We start from the raw sequence: 23,339 nt of genomic DNA, 5'->3' as shown, positions 1-23,339 counted from the left end.
GTTTCGCCCATCCGGTGCCCGACCGGGTCCGCTCTACGAGAGGACGTGTGATTCGTGCGCGCCGAACTGATCAGAGCCCTCCCCCTGGTGTTGCGGGAGCACGCGGACAGCTTCGGCGAGAAGGTCGCCTTCCAGGACGACAAGCGGGCGGTCACGTACGGCGATCTGGAGGCGCGGACCCGGCGGCTGGCCGGACATCTGATGGGCCTCGGTGTGCGGCGTGGCGACCGGGTGCTGATCTGCCTACGCAACAGCGTGGAGACGATCGAGAGCTACCTCGCCATCCTTCGTGCGGGCGCGGTCGGGGTACCGGTCAACCCCGCGTCCACCGGCTCCGAACTGGACTATTTCCTGGCCGACAGCGCGGCGGCCGTCGTCATCACCGACCCCGTGCACGTGGCGGGCTTCCTGCGCTCGCCGTCCCTGGCCCCCGACGCGCGCCTGTTGGTGACCGGCGACGCACCCGCGCACACGTCGGTCCACGCCTACCAGAAGCTCGCCGCGAGCGAACCGGCGGTAGCCGCCCCAGACGACCTGGGTCTGGGTGAAACGGCGTGGATCTTTTACACCTCCGGGACCACCAAAGAACCGAAGGGAGTGCTCTCCAGCCAGCGCAACTGCTTGTACTCGGTCGCGGCGAGCTACGTTCCGATCCCGGGACTGTCGGCGGACGATCGCGTGCTGTGGCCGCTGCCGTTGTTCCACAGCCTTTCCCATATCGCGTGCGTGCTGGCGGTGACCGTGGTCGGCGCGACCGCCCGGATCATGGACAGCCCTTCCGGGGACGAGTTCCTGGAGGCCGCCCGGGACACCCGGGCCACCTTTGTGGCGGGTGTGCCGGCCACCTATCACTACATCCTGGAGGCGCGGCGGCAGCGCCGGATCGCCCTGCCGGATCTACGGATCGGGCTGGTCGGGGGCGCGGTCGCCGGTCCCGAACTATGCCGGTCCTTCCGCGAGGATTTCGGGGTGCCGCTGGTCGACGCGTACGGCAGCACCGAGACGTGCGGCGCGATCACCATGAACCCGCCGGGAGGCGTCCGCGTCGACGGGTCGTGCGGGCTTCCGGTGCCCGGGGTGGATGTCCGGATCGTCGACCCGGAGACCTGCCGCGACGTGCCGGTCGGCGTCGAGGGCGAGGTTTGGGTGCGCGGACCGAACGTGACGTCCGGCTACCACAACAAACCGGAGACGACCGCAGCGGCGTTCCGGGACGGCTGGTATCGCACGGGTGACCTCGCCCGCCGGGACACCGCCGGCTATTTCACCATCTGCGGCCGGATCAGCGATCTGATCATCAGGGGCGGCGAGAACGTCCATCCGGAGGAGATCGAGGCGGTCCTTCGCGTCGCTCCGGGGATTGCCGACGTCGGCGTGGCCGGCCGGCCGCACGAGGTGCTGGGCGAGGTGCCCGTCGCCTATGTGGTCACGGATCCGTCGGGCGTCGAGGTGGGTGCCGTGATCGAACGGTGCCGCCGGGAGCTGTCCACGTTCAAGGTTCCCGAAGAGGTCTACGAGGTAATCACCGTTCCGCGGACCGCGTCGGGAAAGATCCAGCGCCGCCGGCTGGCCGATCAGCCCGCCGTGCTGCGGTACACGGCAAGCGGGTTGCACGACGGAGTCCTGCGCCTGGAATGGGTGCCCGCGCCGTCTCACGGCACCGCCAGCCCTGCGCCGACGACCTGGGCGTTCGTGGGCTCGGCCGCGGCCGGCCTCGCCGCGGCCGTGGGTTCGTCCTCCTGTCACGCCGATCTGGCCACGGCCGACGCCGCCGACATGACGGTCCTGCTCGCGCCCGAAACGCCGGGCACCTGGGCGGAGCGATGCGCCGAGACCCGGCAGTTGGTCGAAGAGGTGACGGCCTGGGCCGCTCGAGTCGGATCGGGGCAGCTGGTCCTCCTGACCCGGCAGGCGGTGACGGTGTCGGCCGAGGATGAGCCGGCCGACCCGGCTCAGGCCATGTTCGCGGCCGCGACGGGCCGGGTTCTGGGGAGCCGAGCAATCCTGGTCGACCTGGACGACGAATCGCCGATCGACGCCGTGCCGTACGCGGTCCTGCGCGACGAACCGCGCTGGGCGCTGCGGTCCGGCGCGCTTCTGGTGGCCCGGCTGACCCGCCAGGCGGTCCCGGATCGTGCGATGCGAGATTCGTGGTCAGGCGCCGACGGTGTCGTAGTGCTGACGGGCGCGGACACCGTACGCGGCGCCGCGGTGGCACGCCACCTGGCCTCCGTCCACCCGAACGAGCGACTGCTGCTGATCCCCAGCGGGGACGCCGCCGCTGCTGAGTGGGAGTCCACGATCTCACCGGGCCCCGCCGCCGCAGTGATCCTCGCCGACGGCGACTCGGAGCTGGCCAGGAGGCTGAGCACCGCCGTGGACTCCGATCGGACCTCGTTCATCGCGATCGCCGACCCGTACGAGGTCACCAAGACGGCGGACCCCGGCCGAGCGGTCGCGGCGGCCATGGTGGATGCCGTGGTCCACGATCGCCGTCGGCGTGGACTGGCCGGCGCGGTGCTGACCTGGTGCGAACCGGCCGGGGACACTCCGGGCTCGTCTTGGGCGCGGGACGGGCTGTTCGCGATCGACACGCTCCTCACCACCTCGGATCCGGCGCCGCTGTTCGCCCTGCGTCCGCGCCGGCCGGAGCCGGGGGCGGGCGTGCCCGCTCTGCTGCGTGACAGCTTTCCGGAGCCGCTCGTCCTTGACCGACTCGACGACACGACGTCCGCCCTCCGGGCGGAACTGGGCCGCCTGGACCGGCACGCGCAACATGCACTGCTTCAGGCCCTGGTCCGCGACGAGACCGCGGCGACGCTCAACCGGCCCGGCACCGCCGGCGTCCCGGCCGACCGGACCTTCCGGGATCTCGGATGCGCCTCGGCCGCGATCGTCGAGCTGCGTACGCGGCTGATGGCCAGGACCGGTCTGAAGCTGCCGACCGGAGCGGCGTTCGACCATCCGACGCCGCGCGCGCTGGCCGCGTTCCTGCACACCGAACTGGTCGGCGACAGGACCACCGACACGGCCACCGACACCGCCGTCGGCTCGCCGTCCGGGACCGACGAGCCGATCGCGATCATCGGGATGGCCTGCCGGCTGCCGGGTGGAATCACCGGACCGGACGACGTGTGGAATCTGGTCAGCGAGGGTCGGGAGGCGTCCGGGCCCTTCCCGGCCGACCGTGGCTGGGACCTGGAGCGCCTGTTCGACGCCGACCCGGGCCGCGCCCGGACCTCGTATGTCGACCGGGGCGGGTTCCTCGACGGCGCGGCGGAGTTCGACGCCGACTTCTTCGGGATCTCCCCGCGCGAAGCGCTCGCCATGGACCCGCAGCAGCGGGTGCTGCTGGAGACCTCGTGGGAGGCGCTGGAGCACGCGGGCATCGCCGCCTCGTCGTTGCGGGGGGCCGACGCCGGGGTCTTCGTCGGCCTGATGGAGCAGGGCTACGGCACCACCGGTCCCGTGCCCGAGGAGCTCGAAGCCTTCCAGACGACCGGAACCGCGGGCAGCGTCGCGTCGGGCCGGATCTCCTACCTGCTCGGCTTGCGGGGACCGGCGATCACCGTGGACACGGCGTGCTCGTCGTCGCTGGTCTCGCTACATCTGGCTGCCCACGCGCTGCGCCGCGGCGAGTGCTCGCTGGCCCTGGCCGGCGGGGCCACGGTGATGGCCACCCCTCAGTCGTTCGTTGAGTTCTCGCGGCAGCGGGCACTGGCCGCTGACGGCCGGTGCAAGTCCTACGCCTCGGCTGCCGACGGCACCGCGTGGGCGGAGGGCGCCGGCGTGCTGGTCCTGCAACGCCTCGGCGATGCCCGCCGCAACGGGCACCGGATCCTGGCCGTGCTGCGCGGCTCCTCGGTGAACTCCGACGGCGCGTCGAACGGCCTCACCGCACCGAGTGGTGAGGCGCAGCAACGGGTCATCCGGCAGGCACTGACATCGGCCAATCTGGGTCCTGCGGACGTTGACGCGGTGGAGGGACACGGGACCGGGACCGTTCTGGGCGACCCGATCGAGGCCGAGGCGTTGCTGGCCACCTACGGCCGGGACCGGGACACCGACCAGCCCCTGTGGCTCGGCTCACTCAAATCGAACATCGGCCACACCCAGGCCGCAGCCGGCGTCGCCGGCGTGATCAAAATGGTCCAGGCGCTCCGGTACGGCGTGCTGCCGGCGACGCTCAACGTGGACGAGCCGACATCGCGCGTCGACTGGTCGTCCGGCGCGGTCGCGCTGCTGACGGAAAGCCGGCCCTGGCCGGACCGTGGGCGTCCTCGTCGCGCGGGAATCTCCAGCTTCGGCCTGAGCGGAACGAACGCCCACGTCATTCTGGAGGAAGCACCCCGGCAGCCGGCCGTCCGGCCGCCGGCGCCGCCGGCGCCCCGGATCGTGCCCCTGATCCTGTCCGCCCGCGGAGCGCGGGCGCTCAACCGGCTGGCGGACCGGCTGGTCTCGCTGATCCAGACCGCCGACGAGTCGTCGTGGGTCAACGTCGCCGTGGCGCTGGCCTCCCGGCGGACGACCATGGACGATCGCGCGGTCGTGCTGGCCGGCTCCCGGGACGAGGCGCTGGCGGGTCTGCGCGCACTGGCCCGTGACGAGGCCAGTCCCCTCGTCGTGCGCGACAGCGCCACCTCCGACGCGTCGTCCGGCGTCGTGCTGATCTTCCCGGGGCAGGGCGCGCAGTGGGCCGGGATGGGCCGTGAACTGCTCGACACCTCCCCCGCGTTCACCGAGGTCGTTCAGGAGTGCGCTCGGCTGCTGACCGAGTGGGCAGACTGGTCGCTGATCGACGTGCTGCGCGGCGAGGCCGACCAGGAACTGCTGGAACGCGTCGACGTCATCCAGGTGGCGAGCTTCGCGATGATGGCCGGACTGTCCGCGCTGTGGGCGTCGGCCGGGGTGCGGCCCGACGCGGTGGTGGGCCACTCGCAAGGCGAGATCGCCGCGGCCTACGTCGCCGGGGCGCTGTCGCTACATGACGCCATGCGGGTCGTCGTGGTCCGGAGCCAGATGATCGCCGAGACCCTGTCCGGCCGGGGCGGCATGGCCTCGGTACGCCTCGACGCCTCCGACGCGACGGCGCGGCTGGCGAAGTGGGACGGCCGGGTGCAGGTCGCCGCAGTCAACGGCCCGTCCTCGGTGGTGCTCTCCGGTGACCCGCAGGCCCTGACCGAGGCATTGCGCGAACTGGCCGAGTCCGGTGTCGACGTACGGCGGGTGGCAGTCGACTACGCATCGCACAGCGACCAGGTCGAGGCTGTCCGGGAGCGTCTGGCGGTGGCGCTGGCTGGGCTGTCGCCCGCCGAGCCCGCGGTGCCCTTCCACTCGACCGTGACCGCGGGCCGGGCCGACGGTGCGCTGGACGGCGACTACTGGTACCGCAACCTGCGGCACCAGGTCCGGTTCGGTCCGACGATCGACCGCCTCCTGGAGCAGGGCTTCGGCGCGTTCGTCGAGGTCAGCCCCCACCCGGTGCTCGTCCAGCCGGTCGCCGAGGCCGTCCACGAGGCGGGCTCGGAAGCGGTCGTCGCCGGTTCGCTGCGCCGGGACGACGGCGGAATCGGCCGCCTGGCGCGCTCGATGGCCGAGCTGTTCGTCCGCGGCGTCCCGGTGGACTGGCGCAGCCTGCTCCCGGCGGCCGGCGAGGCCGCGTGGATCGACCTGCCGACCTACCCGTTCGAGCGGCGGCGGTTCTGGCGACGTCCGGTGGCGGCCGCCGACGCGTCCGGCCTCGGCCTGGACGACGCCGGGCACCCGCTGCTCGGCGCGCTCGTCCGGCTGCCCGATTCCGGTGGCCTGGTCGCGACCGGGCGGTGGTCCGCGTCGCTCCTGCCCTGGTCGAACGGCGACGAGAGCGCGGTCGAGGTACCCGAGGCGGCCCTCGTCGAGCTGGCGCTGTGGGCGGGTGACCTGGCCGGCGCCCCGGTCGTCGAGGAGCTGACCATCGACCGGGCCGTCGTGCTGCCCCGCCACGGCAGCCTCGACGTACGGATCCTCGTGGGGCAGCCGGACGCTGCCCACCGGCGGTCGCTGACGGTCTACTCGGGTCCGTCCGGCGCGGGCGCCGCCGAGGAGTGGACGCCGCACGCCACCGGCACCGTGACACCGGCGGCTCGATCCGCCGCCGAGGTCGCCGGTGTACCCGCCGCCGAGGTCGCTCTCGACGACGCCGAGCGGCCGGACGCGCAGCGCTACGGCATCCACCCGGCACTGCTCGACGCGGCGGTCCGGACCGTCCTCTCCCCCGATCAGCGGCCGAGGACCTGGCGAGGCGTCCGGCTCCTGGCGCCCGGGGCCGACACTGCCGGCGTCCGGTCCACGTCCGCCGGGGACGGGCTGGCCTTCCGCGTCGAGCTGACCGATCCGGCCGGGCAGCCGGTGCTGGCGGTGGCCGAGCTGGTCGCCGGGCAGCGCGCGTCCACCGCGGACCTCTTCCGCCTGGACTGGGTCGACCATCCGATGCCCCGGGACACCTCGGCGCCCGGCCCCGCCGCCCATTACGTGACCGATGCCGCCGGGATCGCCGACGCGCCGGCGACCCTGCTGATCCACGAGGCCGACGTCTCGGACGGCGACCCGCGCGCGGCGGTCGTCGAGGTGCTCGAGCTGATCCAGGCGTTCCTCGCCCGGCCCGGCGAGGACGACGCCCGGCTCGTGATCGTCACGCAGGACGACGACGGGATCGCCACCAGCGCCGTCTGGGGGCTGGTCCGGTCCGCCCAGTCGGAGCACCCGGGCCGGCTCGTGCTGGTGGCCGCCGACCAGGCGGCCCGGGCGACCGCCTCCGTCATCGCGGCCGTACGGAGCGGTGAACCACAGCTGAGGCTCCGGGACAGCCGGGTGCTCGTGCCCCGGTTGGCGCGGCTGCGGCCGGTCGCGCCCGCACCCGCGTCCCGGCCGCTCGACCCCGGCGGCACTGTGCTGATCACCGGTGGCACCGGAACGCTCGCGGCGGTGACCGCGCGGCACCTCGTCGCCGAGCACGGTGTCCGCCGGCTGATCCTGGCCAGCCGTCGCGGCCCCGAAGCCGGCGGCGCTGCGGCGCTGCACGACGAACTGGCCGGGCTCGGCGCGACCGTCCGGCTCGTGGCCGCCGATGTGGCGGACCGCGAGCAGGTAACGGCGCTGCTGGCCACGGTCGGAGCGGAACACCCGCTGACCGCGGTCGTGCACACCGCCGGGGTACTGGACGACGCGGTGATCACCGAGCTCGACCCGCACCGCGTCGACGCCGTGTTCGGGGCGAAGGTCGACGCGGCCCGACACCTGGACGACCTCACCCGCGACCTCGATCTCGCCGCCTTCGTCCTCTACTCCTCGGCCGCGGGCGTGCTCGGCAACCCGGGGCAGGGCAACTACGCCGCAGCCAACGCGGCACTGGACGCCGTGGCGCGGGAACGGCGGCACGCCGGCCTGGCGGCGGTCTCGATCGCCTGGGGTTACTGGGATCGGGCCAGCGGCCTGACCCGCCACCTCAGCCACGCCGACCACCGGCGGAACCGGGACGTCGGCATGATCGGCCTGTCCGACGGCGACGGGATGGCGTTGTTCGACCAGGCCCTGCGGGCCGGCGACGACGCCGGCGCGGCCGTGGTCGCGGCCGGGTTCGACCCGGCCGCGCTCCAGGCGGCCGATGGCTCGCGGGTGCCGTCCGTGCTGCGCGGTCTGGTACCGGCTGGGCAGCCGGTCACCCCGGCCGGTGCGACCGTGCGGCCGGCTCCGGCGGCGCCGGCCTCCTCGTCCGGCCGGATCAGCGCGCTGCCCCCGGCGGAGCAGCTCGACGCCCTGGTCGACCTGATCCGCCGGCAGTGCTCCCTCGTCCTCGGCCATGCGAGCACCGACGCGATCCGGCTCGACCGGACGTTCAAGGACTCGGGCTTCGACTCGCTCACCGCGCTCGAACTGCGCAACCGGCTCGCTGCCGAGACCGGGCTGACCCTGTCCCCCGCGATGATCTTCGACTACCCGCGGCCCCGGTCACTGGCGGCCCACCTGCAGGCCAAGCTCCTCGACGACGCGCAGGCCCAGACCCGGCCGGCCACCGCGGAGCCGAGGGCGACGGCCGAGGAGCCGATCGCCATCGTCGCGATGGCCTGCCGGTTCCCCGGCGGCGTACGCAGCCCCGAGGACCTGTGGCGGATTCTCGCTGCGGAGACCGACACGGTCACCAAGTTCCCCACCGACCGTGGCTGGGACACCGACCGGCTGTTCGATCCCGACCCGGACCACCCCGGCACCACCTACGTCCGCCACGGCGCCTTCCTCGACGACCCCGGCGCGTTCGACGCCGCCTTCTTCGGCATCTCGCCGCAGGAGGCACTGGCGATGGACCCGCAGCAGAGGCTGGTCATGGAGACCTCGTGGGAGCTGCTCGAACGGGCCGGCATCGACCCGCACGGCCTGGCCGCCCAGGACGTCGGCGTGTTCGTCGGGGTCAACAGCCACGACTGGACCGTGCTCACGCACCACGCGTCCGGCGTGGAGGGCTTCCGCCTGACCGGCGGCTCGGGCAGCGTCATCTCCGGACGGGTGGCCTACCACCTGGGCCTGGAGGGCCCGGCGATCACCGTGGACACCGCCTGCTCGTCCTCGCTGGTGACTCTGCACCTGGCCGTGCAGGCCATCCGGAACGGCGAGTGCTCGATGGCGCTGGCGGGCGGCGTGATGGTGATGGGCACCGTGGAGACCTTCGTCGAGTTCTCGCGGCAGCGGGGGCTCGCCCCCGACGGCCGCTGCAAGGCGTTCGCCGACGCGGCCGACGGTACCGGCTGGTCGGAGGGGGTCGGGCTGCTTCTGGTCGAGCCGCTGTCCCAGGCCCGTGCGCGGGGCCACCGGGTGCTGGCCCTGGTCCGCGGGACGGCGGTGAACTCCGACGGCGCCTCCAACGGCCTCACCGCGCCGAACGGCCCGTCGCAGCAGCGTGTGATCCGCAAGGCGCTCGCCGCGGCCGGACTGCGGGGCGACGAGGTCGACGTCGTCGAGGGGCACGGCACCGGGACCACGCTCGGCGACCCGATCGAGGCGCAGGCGCTGCTGGAGACCTACGGCCGGGACCGGCCGGCCGACCGCCCGCTCTGGCTCGGGTCGGTGAAGTCGAACATCGGCCACACCCAGGCCGCGGCCGGCGTCGCGGGCGTGATCAAGATGGTGCTGGCGATGCGGCACGGCGTCCTGCCGAGGACGTTGCACGTCGACCGGCCGTCGACGCACGTGGACTGGTCGGCGGGCGCGGTCCGGCTGCTCACCGAACGCCACGACTGGCCCCTTGCCGGACGGCCGCGCCGGGCCGGTGTGTCGTCGTTCGGCATCGGCGGGACCAACGCCCACGTCATCCTGGAGGAGGCCGGCGAGGAGACCGCCAGGCACGACGCCGACGAGATGACCGAGGACCTCGCCCTGGATCGGCCCTCGAACGGCCTCTGCGTACCGGTTCCGGTCTCCGGCCGCACCCCCGCCGCGCTGCGGGCCCAGGCCGGCCGGCTGGCGGACTTCGTGGCATCGCGGCCGGAGCTGGAGCCCGCCGACATCGCCCTCGCGCTGGCCACCGGCCGGGCGCAGCTCGACCGGCGGGCGGTCCTGGTGGTCCGGCACCGCGACGAGCTGGTCGGCGATCTGCGCAGCCTGGCCGAGGGTTCCGCGCCGGCCATCGGTGGCGCCCCGGTCGACGGCAAGCTGGCCGTGCTGTTCACCGGGCAGGGCAGTCAGTGGCCCGGCATGGGCCGGGACCTCGCGGCCGCCTTCCCGGTCTTCGCCGAGGCGTTCACCGACGCCTGTCAGGCTGTCGAGAAGCACTGGGCCGGTCATGCCACGGCGCCGCTGTCCGACGTCGTCTTCGCCGCCCCGGGCGCGGAGGACGGCCGGCTGATCGATCAGACGATCTACACCCAGGCCGGCCTGTTCGCTCTGGAAACCGCCCTGTACCGGCTCTACGAGTCGTGGGGACTACGCCCGGACCTGGTCGCTGGCCACTCCATCGGAGAGATCACCGCCGCGCACGTCAGCGGGGTGCTCGACCTGGCCGACGCGGGAAAGCTGGTCGCCGCGCGGGCCCGGCTGATGCAGGCGCTGCCTGCCGGCGGAGCCATGGTCGCCGTCCAGGCGAGCGAGGCCGAGGTGACACCGTCGCTCGTGGAGGCACCCGGCGTCGTCGGCGTCGCGGCGGTCAACAGCGCCCGGTCGCTGGTGCTGTCCGGTGACGAGGTGGCCGTGCTGTGGGTGGCGAGCGATCTCGCCCAGCTCGGCCACAAGACCCGCCGGCTGCCGGTGAGCCATGCCTTCCACTCGCCGCTGATGCGGCCGATGCTCGCCGGGTTCCGGGAGGTCGCCGAGTCACTGACCTACCGGCCGGGCCGGGTGCCCGTCGTGTCCACGGTCACCGGCCGGCCGGACGCCGGACAGCGGTTCGCCACCGCCGACTACTGGGTCGAGCAGGTGCGGGCCACGGTCCGGTTCGGGGACGCGGTCACCTCGCTGCGCGATCAGGGTGTGACGACCTTCCTGGAGCTCGGGCCGGGGGGCGTGCTCACCACGATGGCGTCGGAGAGCCTGGAATCGTCGAGGGTGTCCTGCGTCGCGACGCTGCGCTCGGACGGCGCGGAAGTCGCCGACGCGGTGGCGGCCCTGGGCGAACTGCACGTCCGCGGCGTGGCCCTGGACTGGCCCGCAGTCGTCGGCCGGCCGGCCGGATCCGCCTCGGCCCTGGCCACCGAGCTGCCGACCTACGCGTTCCAGAGCCGGCGGTACTGGCTCGACCAGGCACCGCTCGGCGATGCGGTCCCCGCGGTCACGGCCGGGCCGACCGGCGGCCAGGAGGACGCTCAGAAGAGCGTCGCCGCCCGGTTGGCGGACCGGTCCCGGGACGAACGCGAACGGGTCGCGCTCGAGGTGGTCCGGGAGTCGGTGGCGGTCGTGGTGGGCTACCAGCGGGCCGATCTCGACGCGATGGACGACGACCAGTCGTTCAAGAGTCTGGGCTTCGATTCGCTGGGCGGCGTCCGGCTGCGCAACCGGCTGCGTGACCTCACGGGCGTCGATCTGCCGGTGACGGCCGTCTTCGACCATCCGACGCCGCGGGTCCTGGCGGCGCACCTGGCGAGCGAGATGTCCGGCGAGGTCGCCGAGGTGACCGATCGGGCTCCGGCGCCCGTGGCCGACCCCGACGAGCCCATCGCGATCATCGGCATGGGCGTACGGCTGCCCGGCGGCGTGGAGAGCCCGGACGACCTGTGGCGGCTGGTCATCGAGCGACGCGACGCGGTCTCCGGCTTCCCCGCCGACCGGGGTTGGGACACCGACGGGCTCTACCATCCGGATCCCGCGCACCCCGGGACCACCTACACCCGGTCGGGTGGCTTCCTCTACGACGCCGCCCAGTTCGACCCCGGGCTGTTCGGGATCTCCCCGCGCGAGGCGCTGGCCATGGACCCGCAGCAACGGCTGCTCCTGGAGGCGTCCTGGGAGGCCATGGAGCGGGCCGGCATCGACCCGCTGTCCGCCCGGGGCGAAGAGGTCGGTGTGTTCACCGGGATCGTGCACCACGACTACGCGACCCGGCTGAGCCGGATTCCCGAGGAGGTCCGGGGATACGTCATGACCGGCACGTCGCCGAGCGTCGCCTCGGGCCGGATCGCGTACGTCTTCGGCTTCGAGGGGCCCGCGGTGACCCTGGACACCGCGTGCTCGTCCTCGCTGGTCGCGATCCACCAGGCCGCGCAGGCGCTCCGCCTGGGCGAATGCACGATGGCGCTGGCCGGCGGGGCCACGGTGATGGCCAGCCCAGAGGCGTTCGTCGAGTTCTCCAGCCAGCGCGGGCTCTCCGCCGACGGCCGGTGCAAGGCGTTCTCGTCCGCCGCGGACGGCACCGGCTGGTCGGAGGGTGTCGGCGTCGTGCTCCTGGAGCGGCTCTCGGTGGCCCGGCAGCGTGGCCATCGCGTGCTGGCCACGGTTCGCGGGTCGGCGGTCAACTCCGACGGGGTGTCGAACGGGCTGACCGCACCGAACGGGGTGGCGCAGCAACGGGTGATCCGGCGGGCACTCGCCTCGGCCGGGCTGGGTCCGGCCGACGTCGACGCGGTGGAAGCCCACGGGACCGGCACGGTACTCGGCGACCCGATCGAGGCGGGGGCGTTGCTCGCCACGTACGGGAAAGCCCGGGATGCGCAGCAGCCGCTGTGGCTCGGGTCCTTGAAATCCAACATCGGGCACACCCAGGCGGCCGCCGGCGTGGCCGGCGTGATCAAAATGGTCGAGGCGCTGCGGCACGGAGTGCTGCCGCCGACCATCAACGTCGAGGAACCGACCGGACAGGTGGACTGGTCGGCCGGCACCCTTGCCCTGCTGACCGAGCCGCGGGAGTGGCCGCAGACCGGTCGGCCCCGACGGGTCGGCGTCTCCGCGTTCGGCGCCAGCGGAACCAACGCGCACCTGATCCTCGAGCAGGCCCCGTCCGAGGAGGCCGCGACCGCCCCGTCCGAGGATTCGGACCCGGTGAAGGGGCTCGCGACGAAGGTCGTGCCGCTGGTGGTGTCCGCCAAGAGCGTCCGGTCACTCGCCGCGCAGGCCACCCGGCTGCGGACGTCTTTGGACAGCCCCGCTCAGACCGGCGGACCGGCGCTGCCGGCGATGGCCGACGCCCTGGTGCACGGCCGGGCGACGTTGCCGGAGCGAGCGGTCGTGCTGGCCGGCTCGCGAGACGAGGCGCTGACCGGCCTCGCCGCGCTCGCCCGCGGCGAGGTGGCACCCAACCTGACCACGGGCAGCGTGGTCGGTTCCGGAGCACCCGGCCGGCTGGTTCTCGTCTTCCCGGGCCAGGGATCGCAATGGACCGGCATGGGGCGCGCGCTGCTGGACAGTTCGGCGGTCTTCCGGGCGCGGATCGACGAGTGCGCGCGGGCGCTCGAACCCTGGGTGGACTGGTCGCTGACCGATGTCCTGCGCGGCGAGGTGGACGAACAGACCCTCGATCGTGTGGACGTCGTCCAGCCGGCGAGCTTCGCGATGATGGTCGGCCTGGCCGCGCTCTGGGAGTCGGTGGGCGTGCGGCCCGACGCGGTGGTGGGCCATTCCCAGGGGGAGATCGCGGCGGCGTGCGTCGCCGGTGCCCTGTCGCTGTCCGACGCGGCCCGCGTCGTCGCGGTGCGCAGCCAGGCGATCGCGACCACACTGTCCGGCCGGGGCGGCATGGCGTCGGTGATGCTCGGCGCGGGCGAGGCGAACGACCGGCTGGCCGCCTGGCCCGGCCGGCTCGAGGTGGCCGTGGTGAACGGCCCGTCCTCGGTGGTCATCGCCGGCGACGAGGAGTCGCTGGCCGAGGCTCTGGAGTCCTTGACGCGGGAGGGCGTACGGACCCGCAAGGTGCCGGTGGACTACGCCTCGCACACCCGCCACGTCGAGCGCATCGAGGACGTCCTCGCGACGGCGTTGAGCGGAATCGACACCCAGCCTCCGCGCATTCCGTTCTACTCCACGGTGACCGGTGGCTGGATCGAGGGTGGCGACCTGCTCGGCGCGGACTACTGGTATCAGAACCTGCGGCAGCCGGTCGGCTTCGGCCCGGCCGTGGCGAGCCTGCTGACCCAGAGTTTCGGAGTTTTCCTGGAGGTCAGCGCGCATCCGGTCCTGGTGCAGCCGTTGACCGACGTCATCGACGACGCGGACTCGGTCGCCCGGCCCCGCGGCGCCGGGCGACCGATCGTCTCCGGCACGCTGCGCCGGGACGCCGATGGTCCGGCATCGTTCCTCGCCGTGGCCGCGCGGCTCTTCGTCGGCGGTGTGCCGATCGACTGGAGCTCGGCACTGCCGGCGAACCGGACCCGGCACACGGCCGAGTTGCCCACCTATGCCTTCGACCGCCAGCACTTCTGGCTGACCGAAGCCGCTCCCGACGATGACGGACCGGGCGGCCAGGCGACGGATGCCGGCTTCTGGAACGCGATCGAGGACGCCGATCCGGCGGCTCTGGCCACCATGCTCGAACTGTCCGCCGACCAGAGCGAGGCCTTGGACGCGGTGCTGCCGGCCATCGCCGACTGGCGGAGGGCACGCGAGACCTGGTCGGTCTCGGCGAAACTCCGGTACGCGATCGGCTGGGTCCCGCCCCAGCGCGAGGCCCTGGGTGTGCCTGCCGGTCGCTGGCTCGTCATCACGCCGGAGTCCGCAGACGGCTCCCGCGAGGGTCTGCTCGACCAGTTGCGGGCCAACGGCCTCGACGTGGTGCCCTGCGCGGTGGAACCCGGCCTGTCCACCGACGGGCTCACCCGCCGGCTCGGCGGAGTCCTGGCCGACGACGGGGTGATCGGAATCCTGTCCCTGCTGGCACTCCCTGATCGGACCGAGCGCGACCGGCCGGACCCGGTCGCGCTCACCACCGCCACCCTGACCCTGATCCAGGCGCTCGCCGCAGCCGGCGCCACCGCGCCCCTGTGGTGCCTGACCCAGGGCGCGGTCAGCGTCGATGCCCGCGACGCCGCCGCCGGGGCGGCCCACGTGGCCCAGGCGGCGGTGTGGGGCCTGGGCCGGGCGGCCGCACTCGAGCGCCTGGACCGCTGGGGCGGCTTGATCGATCTGCCCGCCGAACCGGACGGCCGGGCCGTCCGGCACCTGCTCGGCGTGCTGAGCGGGGCGTCCGGTGAGGACCAGGTCGCGATCCGGCGGTCCGGCGTCCACGTCCGGCGGCTGCGGCGGGCCACCGGTCCGGCCGGGAGCGAACGGCGTTGGCGGCCGCGGGGGACGGTCCTGGTCACCGGCGGTGCGGAGGGCCTCGGCCGGTACGTATCGTTGTGGCTGGCGCAGGCAGGCGCGGAGCGATTGGTGGTCACGACCAGCGAGGGCGAGCCCGGCGAGAGCGTCGAGTCACTGCGCGACGAGCTGGCGAGGCTGGCCAGCGGCACCGTCGTCGAGTCGTGCGCGGACACCGACCGGGACGCGCTCGCCGGCCTCGTTCACGCTCCGGGCCACCCGGTGACCGCGGTCATCCACGCTGCCGACCTGTCCCTGACCAAACCGATCGACGAGACCGGTGACGTGGAGGTCACCGAGGTGTTCCGGGCCAAGGTGGACACTGCAATCCGGCTGAGCGAGCTGACGGCGGAACTTCCGCTCGACGCGTTCGTCGTCTTCTCCTCGATCGCCGGTATCTGGGGCGGCGGCGGTCAAGCAGCCGCCGGCGCGGCGAACGCGGTCCTCGACGCGCTGGTGCGGCGCCTTCGAGCGGACGGCGTCCCGGCGCAGGCGATCGCCTGGGGTGCGCTGACCGCGGCCGGCGCGGGGATGGACGAGGAGACGCTGGCCCAGCTCCGGCGGCGCGGCGTCATCCCGATGACACCCGACACGGCGATGGCCGCACTGGACCAGGCGATCCAGGCCGCCACGGAATCGGTGGTCGTCGCCGACATGGACTGGCGCGCCTTCATCGTGCCGTTCACCTCTGCCCGCACCAGCCCGCTCTTCGACGACCTGCCGGAGGCCGCGGCGGCGATCGAGGCGGCACAGCCCTCCGACGACGCCACGGAGAGCGCCTCGTCGCTGACGACCTCGCTGCGCGCGGCCGGGGACGCCGAACAGGATCGGATCCTGCTCCGGCTGGTGCGGAGCCAGGCATCCACGGTCCTCGGTCACAGTGGCGCCGACGGGGTCGGTCCGGCCCAGGCGTTCCAGGAGGCCGGCTTCGACTCGCTGGCGGCCGTCAACTTCCGCAACAGCCTGATCACCGCCACCGGGCTGAGGCTGCCGGCCACACTGATCTTCGACTATCCGACCCCGCAGGCGGTGGTCGAATACCTGCGCTCGGAACTACTCGGGGCCGAGAACGACGTGGACACCCGTGAGGAGGACGTACGGCGGATCCTGGCCTCGGTGCCGTTCGAACGGTTCAAGGAGGCCGGTGTCCTCGAAGCGTTGCTCGGGCTGGCCGACGCCGAAGCGGGCGAGGCCGCGGCCTCCGACGAGGGCCCCGAGTCGGCGCAGGCGGTCGACGACGAGCTCATCGACGCCATGGACGTCGACAGTCTGATCGAGCGGGCACTCGGCGCCGGCAGCTGATCGCCGGAGCCGGGCGGGACGGGCGCTGCCCACCGTGGTCGGGACCCCGCTGGTCGTGGGGCACGGCGAGGACTTAACCACCGTCCAACCGAAACGGACAGTGCGGCCACCTCACCCGCCGCACGAATAGCATCGACACCCGCAGCTGCACGGCCGGTGCCACCCGGGCGTCGATCATGCCGATGAGCTGCCGAAACTCCAGATCAGGCAAGTACGGCTGGAGTACAGAACGTCCTTACCACTCACGACTCACCTGCCCGTCTCTTCCGGCAGCGCTGCTTCGCGGTGTCTGTGCCTGGGAGTGGCTGGTCGCCTACACCAGAAACGTGAAGGGAACCTTCCCCCAGGGCCCCGGCAAGGTCGTGAGGGTCTCCGGTTTGGCAGGCTCCAGGTGCTGCGTGCGCTGCCGACAGCATCGGCCTTTGCCGGGTCGGCGTGCCCTGCGTTGGTCCCTTTGGAGCTGCCCCGTTTGTGCTGTCGGTGGAGTGGGAGCGTGGACGGGGCAGCTCCATAGGGGCTGAAGGGTAGGTCCCCGACCGGGTGGGGGCATTCGTCAGGCCGCCGCCCGACTGCCCGGTGTGCGGGGCGGCGTAGCGGCGACCTCCCGGGGCAGGTACGGGAGGGGAGACACAGCTGAGGGCCGGTGAGACCGGGGCCCTGGCCAGCATCTCGGGTCATCCGCAAGGAGCGGAACGGGATTCCCGGAAGGCGGATGAACGTCGGGCGGGATCGAACACTCCGCGACTTTGCCGGGGCCTTCGCGACCGGTGAAGCGCTAATCGATCGAGTCGTCGGCGAGCGCAATTGGCGGCGGCGTCCAGCAGCCACCCCGACGATTGGCCAGGGCGCCGCTGGACGGAACCGGGCCCAGCAGGTGGGCAGCACCTCGGAACTGCCTCACCGCTGAGCCCGTGCTCCGGTTCGTCAGGACCGGCGGACCTCGAGTGGCAGCCGGTTGACGCCGATCATCGCCCAGGGATTGCGGAGGTTGACCGGCACGTCGTCACGTACGCGGATGTCGCTGTACCGCTCCATCAGAAGGCGCATGGCGATCTTCACCTCGAGCCGCGCCAGCGGCGCGCCAAGACAGAAGTGCATGCCCTTGCCGAACGTCAGGTGGGGGTTGGGGTCCCGGTGGATGTCGAACCGGTCCGGGTCGGCGAAGACGCGCTCGTCGCGGTTCGCGGTGGTCAGCCACGCCAGGACGAAGTCGCCGGCCGGGATCTGCTGCCCGCCGATCTCGACGGCCTTCGTCGCCTGCCGACCGAGACGAGGGAACGGCGGCCGGTAGCGCATCGATTCCTCGACCGCGGCCGGAATCAGCGCGGGCTCGGCCCGCAGTTGCCCCCAGACCTCGGGGTTCTCGTGCAACGCGAGAACCGTGTTGCCCATCGTGGATGTCGCGGTGACGTGGCCGGCGAGCAGCAGCAGGCCGAGGAAGCCGACGGTCTCCTCGTCGTCCATCCGCACACCGTCGACCTCGACCTCCAGAAGCTTGCTGGTCAGGTCGTCGCCTGGGGTCTTGCGACGGCTGCGGACGAACTCCATCAGGTGGGTGTTCAACTCGCGCAGCAGCGGCGCGACATTGTTGACCGCGCTCTCCCCCAGGGAATCCAGCGACTGCTCCGGGTCGACGTTGTGCACCTCGAAGAAGGTGTCGGACAGCCGCCGGACGAACGCGCGGTCGGTGACCGGGATGCCGAGCATCTCGGCGATGACGATGAACGGCAACGGGTAGCCCAGTTGCTCGATCAGGTCCCACTGGTCGCCGCCGGCGTCCGCGTCGTCGAGCAACTGCTGGGTCACCTCGGTGATCCGCGGCTCGAGTCCGGCGATCATCTTCGGGGTGAACGCCCGGCTGACCAGACCGCGCAGCCGGCGGTGCGCCGGATCGTCCGCCCGGACGAAGTTGCCCTTCTTGAACAGGTCGAAGTCTTCCTGCTGGGGGGCCAGCGGGGAGACGTCGGACGAGAAGGTCGCCGAGTCGGTCAGCACCTGGAGGGTGTCGTGGTAGTCGAGCACGTGCCACGCCTTGATCTTGTCGTCGAAGTGCACGGCTCCGCGCTCGCGCAGCCCGTCGAGATAGGCGAGAAAGTTCGACAGTGTCCGTTCGGACTGTTTCACACTCATGAAACCCACTTCTCTCGTACGGTCCGATGGCGCGATAACCGCAAGCCACGGTAGATCCGGACCGCGGGGCCCTGGCATCCCTCACACTGCTAGTCGTATAGCCGTCGCGGGTGAACCGCCGAGCACACCGTCAACCTGCGTGATGGCGGGCGCTGGCCGGCGTCGGGAACACTTTGCGATCATGGACGGCTTCGAACTGCACGACCTCGCGAGCAAGCTGTTGCGGATCGGCGAGGACGCCATCCCGGACCCCACAGGCATGCGGCAGATGTCCCCCGGCGTGCGTCAAGTCATGACCGATGTGTTCACACACCCGGACACCTCGATCGACGAGATCGCCGACCGCACCGGCTTCCCGGCCAGCCACGTGGAGACGAGCGTCGCCACCCTGTGCGACCGGGGCGCGGTTACCACCGCGGCTGACCCGGCCCACCCTGGACGCACGTTCGTCCGGCCGGTCGCCCGGCACAGAGCCGCTGATCGAGCCGCCGCGCGGATCGACGAGCGACTCGCCGCGGCCGCCGGGATCCAGGACCCCGGCCAGGCCAAGGAATTGGTCGAGACGCTGGAAAAACTGGCGCGCCAGCTCACCGACGCCCTGTCGCCCGAGCATTTCAACGCGCGGTATTCGGGTACGCCGCCCTGGGAAACCGGCCGCCCGCAACCGGCGCTGCGCGACCTCGCCGAGGCGGGCGCCTTCCGCGGCCGGGTGCTCGAGGTGGGGTGCGGCACCGGCGAGGTCGCGCTCATGGTGGCGGCCCTCGGCCTGCCGACGGTCGGCATCGATCCGGCGTCGACGGCGATCGAGAGCGCACGGCGCAAAACCCGGGAGCGCGGCCTGGAAGCGCGCTTCATGGTCGGCAACGCGCTCGAACTCGGCGACCTGAATGAGCAGTTCGACACGGTGCTCGACTGCGGCCTGTTCCATGTGTTCAGCGACGCCGAACGGGTCCGCTACGCCGACACCCTGGCCACCGTGATGCCGCCGGGCGCGCGGTTGTTCCTGCTCTGCTTCAGCGACCGCCATCCACCCGACATCGGGCCGCGACGGGTGAGCCAGGACGAGATCCGAGCCACCTTCGCCAGCGGCTGGCGGGTCGATTCGATCGAAGCCGCGACGTTGGAGAACAACAAATATGTCGACGGGGTGTTGGCCTGGCTGGCCACGATCACCCGCACCTGACCACCCTCTTCCCGAGCGAACTTTTCGAAAGGCGCCCCGTTCACGCCGAATCCGCAGAACGGGACGGCGGCGAGTTCCGAAATCGCTGTCAGGTTGAGGGATAGGCCGGCACCGGCGCCGGACTTCGTACCGTAGGGCCCAATCGACCAGAAGGAGCCAGCAGACATGGGTGGCAGCAAGGTGGAAAGCTTCGACGCGCACTACAGCGGGACACCGCTCTGGGACCTCGGCCGCCCGCAACTGGCCATGCGCAACCTCGCCGAGGCGGGCGCGTTCCGCGGTCGGGTACTCGAGGTCGGCTGCGGCACCGGCGAGGTCGCGCTCCTGGCAACTGCCCTCGGCCTCCCGACGGTCGGCATCGACTCGGCGCCGACAGCGATCGAGACCGCGCGACGCAAAGCACGCGAGCGCGGCCTGGAAGTGCGCTTCCAGGTCGGGGACGCGCTCGAACTCGGCGACCTGGGCGAGCAGTTCGACACCGTGCTCGACTCCGCCCTGTTCCACGCGTTCAGCGGCACCGAGCGGGTCCGCTACGCCGACAGCCTGGCCACCGTCATGCCGTCGGGCGCACGGTTGTTCCTGCTCTGCATCAGCGACCGCCATCACTCCGGCAGCGGACCGCGACAGGAGAGCCAGGGCGGGATCCGCGCCTTGCGGGTGAGCCAGGACGAGATCCGGGCCACCTTCGCCGATGGCTGGCGGGTCGATTCGATCGAATCCGTGACTTTGGAGAACAACAGAGACATCAACGGGGCGCCGGCCTGGCTGGCCACGATCACCCGCATCTGACTACCCGAGCGAATGTTCCCCGAAAGGAGTCCCACCACTCACTTCGAATTCGCAGAATGGGAGGACGGCGAATTCCGAAATCGCTGTCAGGTTGAGGGATAGTAGCGTCGCGCCGGACTTCGTACCGTGAGGCCAATCGACCAGAAGGAGCCAGGTAGAAATGAGTCCGCGACCCGGGCCGACCTTTCCGGATTGGCCGCAATTCGACGACACCGAACGGCGAGCTCTCGATCGGGCGCTGACCCAGGGCCAGTGGTGGCGCATGGGTGGCAGCGAGGTGGACAGCTTCGAGCGGGAGTTCGCCGGATACCACGGTGCCCGGCACGCCCTCGCCGTCACCAACGGCACGCACGCGCTGGAGCTCGCCCTGCAGGTGCTGGGCGCGGGACCGGGCACCGAGGTGATCGTGCCCGCGTTCACCTTCATCTCCTCGTCCCAGGCCGCTCAGCGGATCGGGGCCGTCGCCGTCCCGGTGGACGTCGATCCGGACACCTACAACATCGACGTGACCGCCACCGCCGACGCGATCACGCCGCGGACCCGGGTGATCATGCCGGTGCACATGGCGGGTCTCATGGCCGACATGGACGCACTCGACAAGCTCGCCTCGGATGCCGGTGCCCGGGTCCTGCAGGACGCGGCCCACGCGCACGGTGCCCGATGGCAGGGCAAGCGCGTGGGCGAGCTGGGCTCGGTCGCGGCGTTCAGCTTCCAGAACGGCAAGCTGATGACCGCGGGCGAGGGCGGCGCGGTGCTGTTCCCGGACTCGGACGAGTACGAGAAGGCGTTCCTGCGCCACTCCTGCGGCCGGCCACGCACCGACCGCGGCTATCACCACCAGGTGGCCGGCACCAACATGCGGATGAACGAGTTCTCGGCCGCCGTCCTGCGCGCTCAGCTGGGCCGCCTCGACAGCCACATCGAGTTGCGGGAGCAGCGGTGGCGGTTCCTGTCGGCGCTCCTGGCCCAAATCCCCGGCGTCCGGCCGCAGGGTGGCGACTCGCGGGCCGACCGGAATCCGCACTACATGGCGATGTTCCGGCTTCCCGGCTGGTCGGAGGAGCGGCGCAACCTCCTGGTCGATCGTCTGGTCGACGCGGGGATCCCGGCCTTCGCGGGCTTCCGGGCCATCTACCGCACCGCGGCGTTCTGGGAAACCGGCGCACCCGCGGAGTCCGTCGACACGCTCGCCAAGCGGTGCCCGAACGCCGACGCGATCAGCCAGGACTGCGTCTGGCTGCACCACCGCACTCTGCTCGCGTCGGAGCAGGCTCTCACCGACACAGCCGCCATCGTGGCCGACGTGGTGGCCGCCGGATGAGGATCCGCACCGTACTGGTCGGGTTCGGGTGGTCCGGCCGGGAGATCTGGCTTCCCCGCCTGATGGCGAGCGGCGACTACGAGGTGGTAGCCGCGGTCGACCCCGATCCGGCCAAGCGGGAGGCGTTCACCGCGGCGACCGACCGCCCGGCCTTCGGTGACGTCGACCTGCTGCGAGCCGAGGACGCCGACCTCGCGTTGGTCGCCTCGCCCAACCACCTGCACGCGGCGATCGCGCGACGTCTTCTCTCCCGAGGTCTCGCCACCTTCGTGGAGAAGCCGGTCTGCCTCTCGAGCGCGGAGGCGGACACGCTGGCCGAAGCCGAGCGGGCGGGCGGCCGCCCGTTGCTGGCCGGGAGTGCCTGCCGGTACCGCGCCGACGTGCGGAAGCTGGCAGATCTGGCGGGCGAGCTCGGCCACCTGCGCCACATCGACCTGGTGTGGGAACGGGCCCGCGGAGTGCCCCGGTCCCAGGGCTGGTTCACCAGCCGGGCGGAGGCAGGCGGCGGGGTGTTGTTCGACCTCGGCTGGCACCTGCTCGACGTTCTCGAGACCATCGCCGGGCCGGTGGCCTTCGACCGGGTCACCGCGTCCACCTCGCACGACCACGTCAACGACCCGCGCTGGACGGCGGCCTGGCGGCACGATCAGCCGGCGCCGGAACTCGACGCGGACGTCGAGGACACCGTGCGGGGATTCCTGGTCACCGGCACCGGTCTGTCAGTGGGCCTTCGCGCCAGTTGGGCCACGCACTCGGTGAGCCATGACGTCACCGAGATCCGGATCGACGGGAGCGGCGGTGCCGCGACGCTCCGGTCCACCTTCGGCTTCAGCCCGAACCGCGAGCCGCGGCCGCGGCTCAGCGTCGTCCGGCGGGGCAGGACGAGCGAGGTCGCGGTCCCGGCCGAGCCGATCGGCACGGAGTACTCCCGCCAGCTCGACGACCTCAGGGCCCGCCTCGCCGATCCGTCGGCGTGCGGATCCGCGATCGCGGGCGCGCGGCGGATCGTCGGCACGATCGAGGCGCTGTACGCGGCCTCGGCGACCCCACTGCTGCCCACCGGGCCGGTCACGACCGCGGCGGCGACCTGATGGAGAACGTACCGATGCGCAGTGTGGTGATCTTCGACCTCGACGGCGTCCTGGTGGACAGTCACGAGGTGATGGGCCAGGCCTTCGCCGCGGCGTACGCGGAGGTGGTCGGTGCCGGTCCGGCGCCGTTCACCGAGTACCAGCGTTATCAGGGCCTGTATTTCCCTGAGATCATGCGACGGATGCGCCTTCCGCTGGAGATGGAGGAACCGTTCGTCCGGGAGAGCTACCGGCTCGCGGCCCAGGTGCCCGTGGCGGACGGGGTGGTCGACCTGCTCCGGACGCTCCGGACGCGCGGATTCCGGCTCGCCGTGGCCACCGGGAAGGCCGGGCCGCGGGCCCGCTCGCTGCTGACCACGCTCAACCTGATCCAGCACTTCGACCACGTGGTCGGCTCGGATGAGGTCGTCAACGCCAAGCCCGCCCCGGACATCGTGTTGCGCGCGCTCAGCCTGCTCGACGCGGCGCCGGACGCGGCCGTCATGGTCGGCGACGCCCCGGCCGACATCCGCAGCGCCCGAGCCGCCGGAGTGACCTCCGTGGCGGCGACCTGGGCGACCGTGGACGAGGACGACCTGATGGCGGCCGGCCCGGATCTCGTCATCCACTCCCCCGACGAGCTGCTGCCGGTGTGCCCGCCGGTCTCGGTTCCGGGTCGGCGCTGACGGGCCGGACGGCACGGCCGGGAACCTGGCTCGGCATCGATTTCGGCGGCACCAGGTCAGCGCTACGAGCGGAGACCGACGGCGGGGAAGTTCGCGAGCACGCCTTCCGGTGG

General features: G+C 72.3%; 7 protein-coding genes. 6 read left to right on the top strand and 1 reads right to left on the bottom strand.

Features of this window, described 5'->3' with window-relative positions; all coding sequences use genetic code 11:
• The first annotated feature begins 54 nt into the window (after positions 1–54).
• Positions 55–16,047 carry a type I polyketide synthase gene (locus tag OG559_RS22570; RefSeq protein WP_405106673.1) on the top strand — a complete coding sequence of 5,331 codons (15,993 nt, stop codon included), beginning with the start codon at positions 55–57 and terminating at the stop codon, positions 16,045–16,047.
• A 924-nt stretch (positions 16,048–16,971) separates the two neighbouring features.
• On the opposite strand, the gene OG559_RS22565 is transcribed toward OG559_RS22570, so the two are convergent.
• Positions 16,972–18,177, bottom strand: a complete 1,206-nt coding sequence (locus tag OG559_RS22565; RefSeq protein WP_405106671.1) for a cytochrome P450 — start codon at positions 18,175–18,177, stop codon at positions 16,972–16,974.
• A gap of 181 nt (positions 18,178–18,358) precedes the next feature.
• Between OG559_RS22565 and OG559_RS22560 the strand changes: the two genes are divergently transcribed.
• The 5 genes from OG559_RS22560 (at position 18,359) to OG559_RS22540 (ending at position 23,226) form a co-directional block, all read left to right on the top strand.
• Positions 18,359–19,360: a methyltransferase domain-containing protein gene (locus OG559_RS22560; protein ID WP_405106669.1), complete on the top strand. Its 1,002-nt coding sequence runs from the start codon at positions 18,359–18,361 to the stop codon at positions 19,358–19,360.
• Positions 19,361–19,525: 165 nt separating this feature from the next.
• On the top strand, positions 19,526–20,149 hold the full coding sequence (locus OG559_RS22555; RefSeq protein ID WP_405106667.1) for a class I SAM-dependent methyltransferase: 624 nt from the start codon (positions 19,526–19,528) through the stop codon (positions 20,147–20,149).
• A gap of 160 nt (positions 20,150–20,309) precedes the next feature.
• Positions 20,310–21,470, top strand: a complete 1,161-nt coding sequence (locus tag OG559_RS22550; RefSeq protein WP_405106665.1) for a DegT/DnrJ/EryC1/StrS family aminotransferase — start codon at positions 20,310–20,312, stop codon at positions 21,468–21,470.
• Complete coding sequence (locus OG559_RS22545; protein ID WP_405106663.1) at positions 21,467–22,561, top strand: Gfo/Idh/MocA family protein; 1,095 nt, start codon at positions 21,467–21,469, stop codon at positions 22,559–22,561. The genes OG559_RS22550 and OG559_RS22545 overlap by 4 nt, the downstream gene beginning before the upstream one ends.
• The gene (locus OG559_RS22540) at positions 22,561–23,226 is read left to right on the top strand and encodes an HAD-IA family hydrolase (RefSeq protein ID WP_405106661.1); all 666 of its coding nucleotides are present in this window, start codon (positions 22,561–22,563) and stop codon (positions 23,224–23,226) included. The genes OG559_RS22545 and OG559_RS22540 overlap by 1 nt, the downstream gene beginning before the upstream one ends.
• The last annotated feature ends 113 nt before the right edge of the window (positions 23,227–23,339 follow it).

Source organism: Micromonospora sp. NBC_01405, from assembly GCF_045040155.1.
Lineage (GTDB): Bacteria > Actinomycetota > Actinomycetes > Mycobacteriales > Micromonosporaceae > Micromonospora.
This window is presented reverse-complemented; position numbering and strand designations above follow the sequence as displayed.

Coding starts and splice junctions, on each gene's coding strand:
- OG559_RS22555 (WP_405106667.1), top strand. CDS start 19,526: ATGGGTGGCAGCAAGGTGGAAAGCTTCGACGCGCACTACAGCGGGACA.
- OG559_RS22545 (WP_405106663.1), top strand. CDS start 21,467: ATGAGGATCCGCACCGTACTGGTCGGGTTCGGGTGGTCCGGCCGGGAG.
- OG559_RS22540 (WP_405106661.1), top strand. CDS start 22,561: ATGGAGAACGTACCGATGCGCAGTGTGGTGATCTTCGACCTCGACGGC.
- OG559_RS22550 (WP_405106665.1), top strand. CDS start 20,310: ATGAGTCCGCGACCCGGGCCGACCTTTCCGGATTGGCCGCAATTCGAC.
- OG559_RS22560 (WP_405106669.1), top strand. CDS start 18,359: ATGGACGGCTTCGAACTGCACGACCTCGCGAGCAAGCTGTTGCGGATC.
- OG559_RS22565 (WP_405106671.1), bottom strand. CDS start 18,177: ATGAGTGTGAAACAGTCCGAACGGACACTGTCGAACTTTCTCGCCTAT.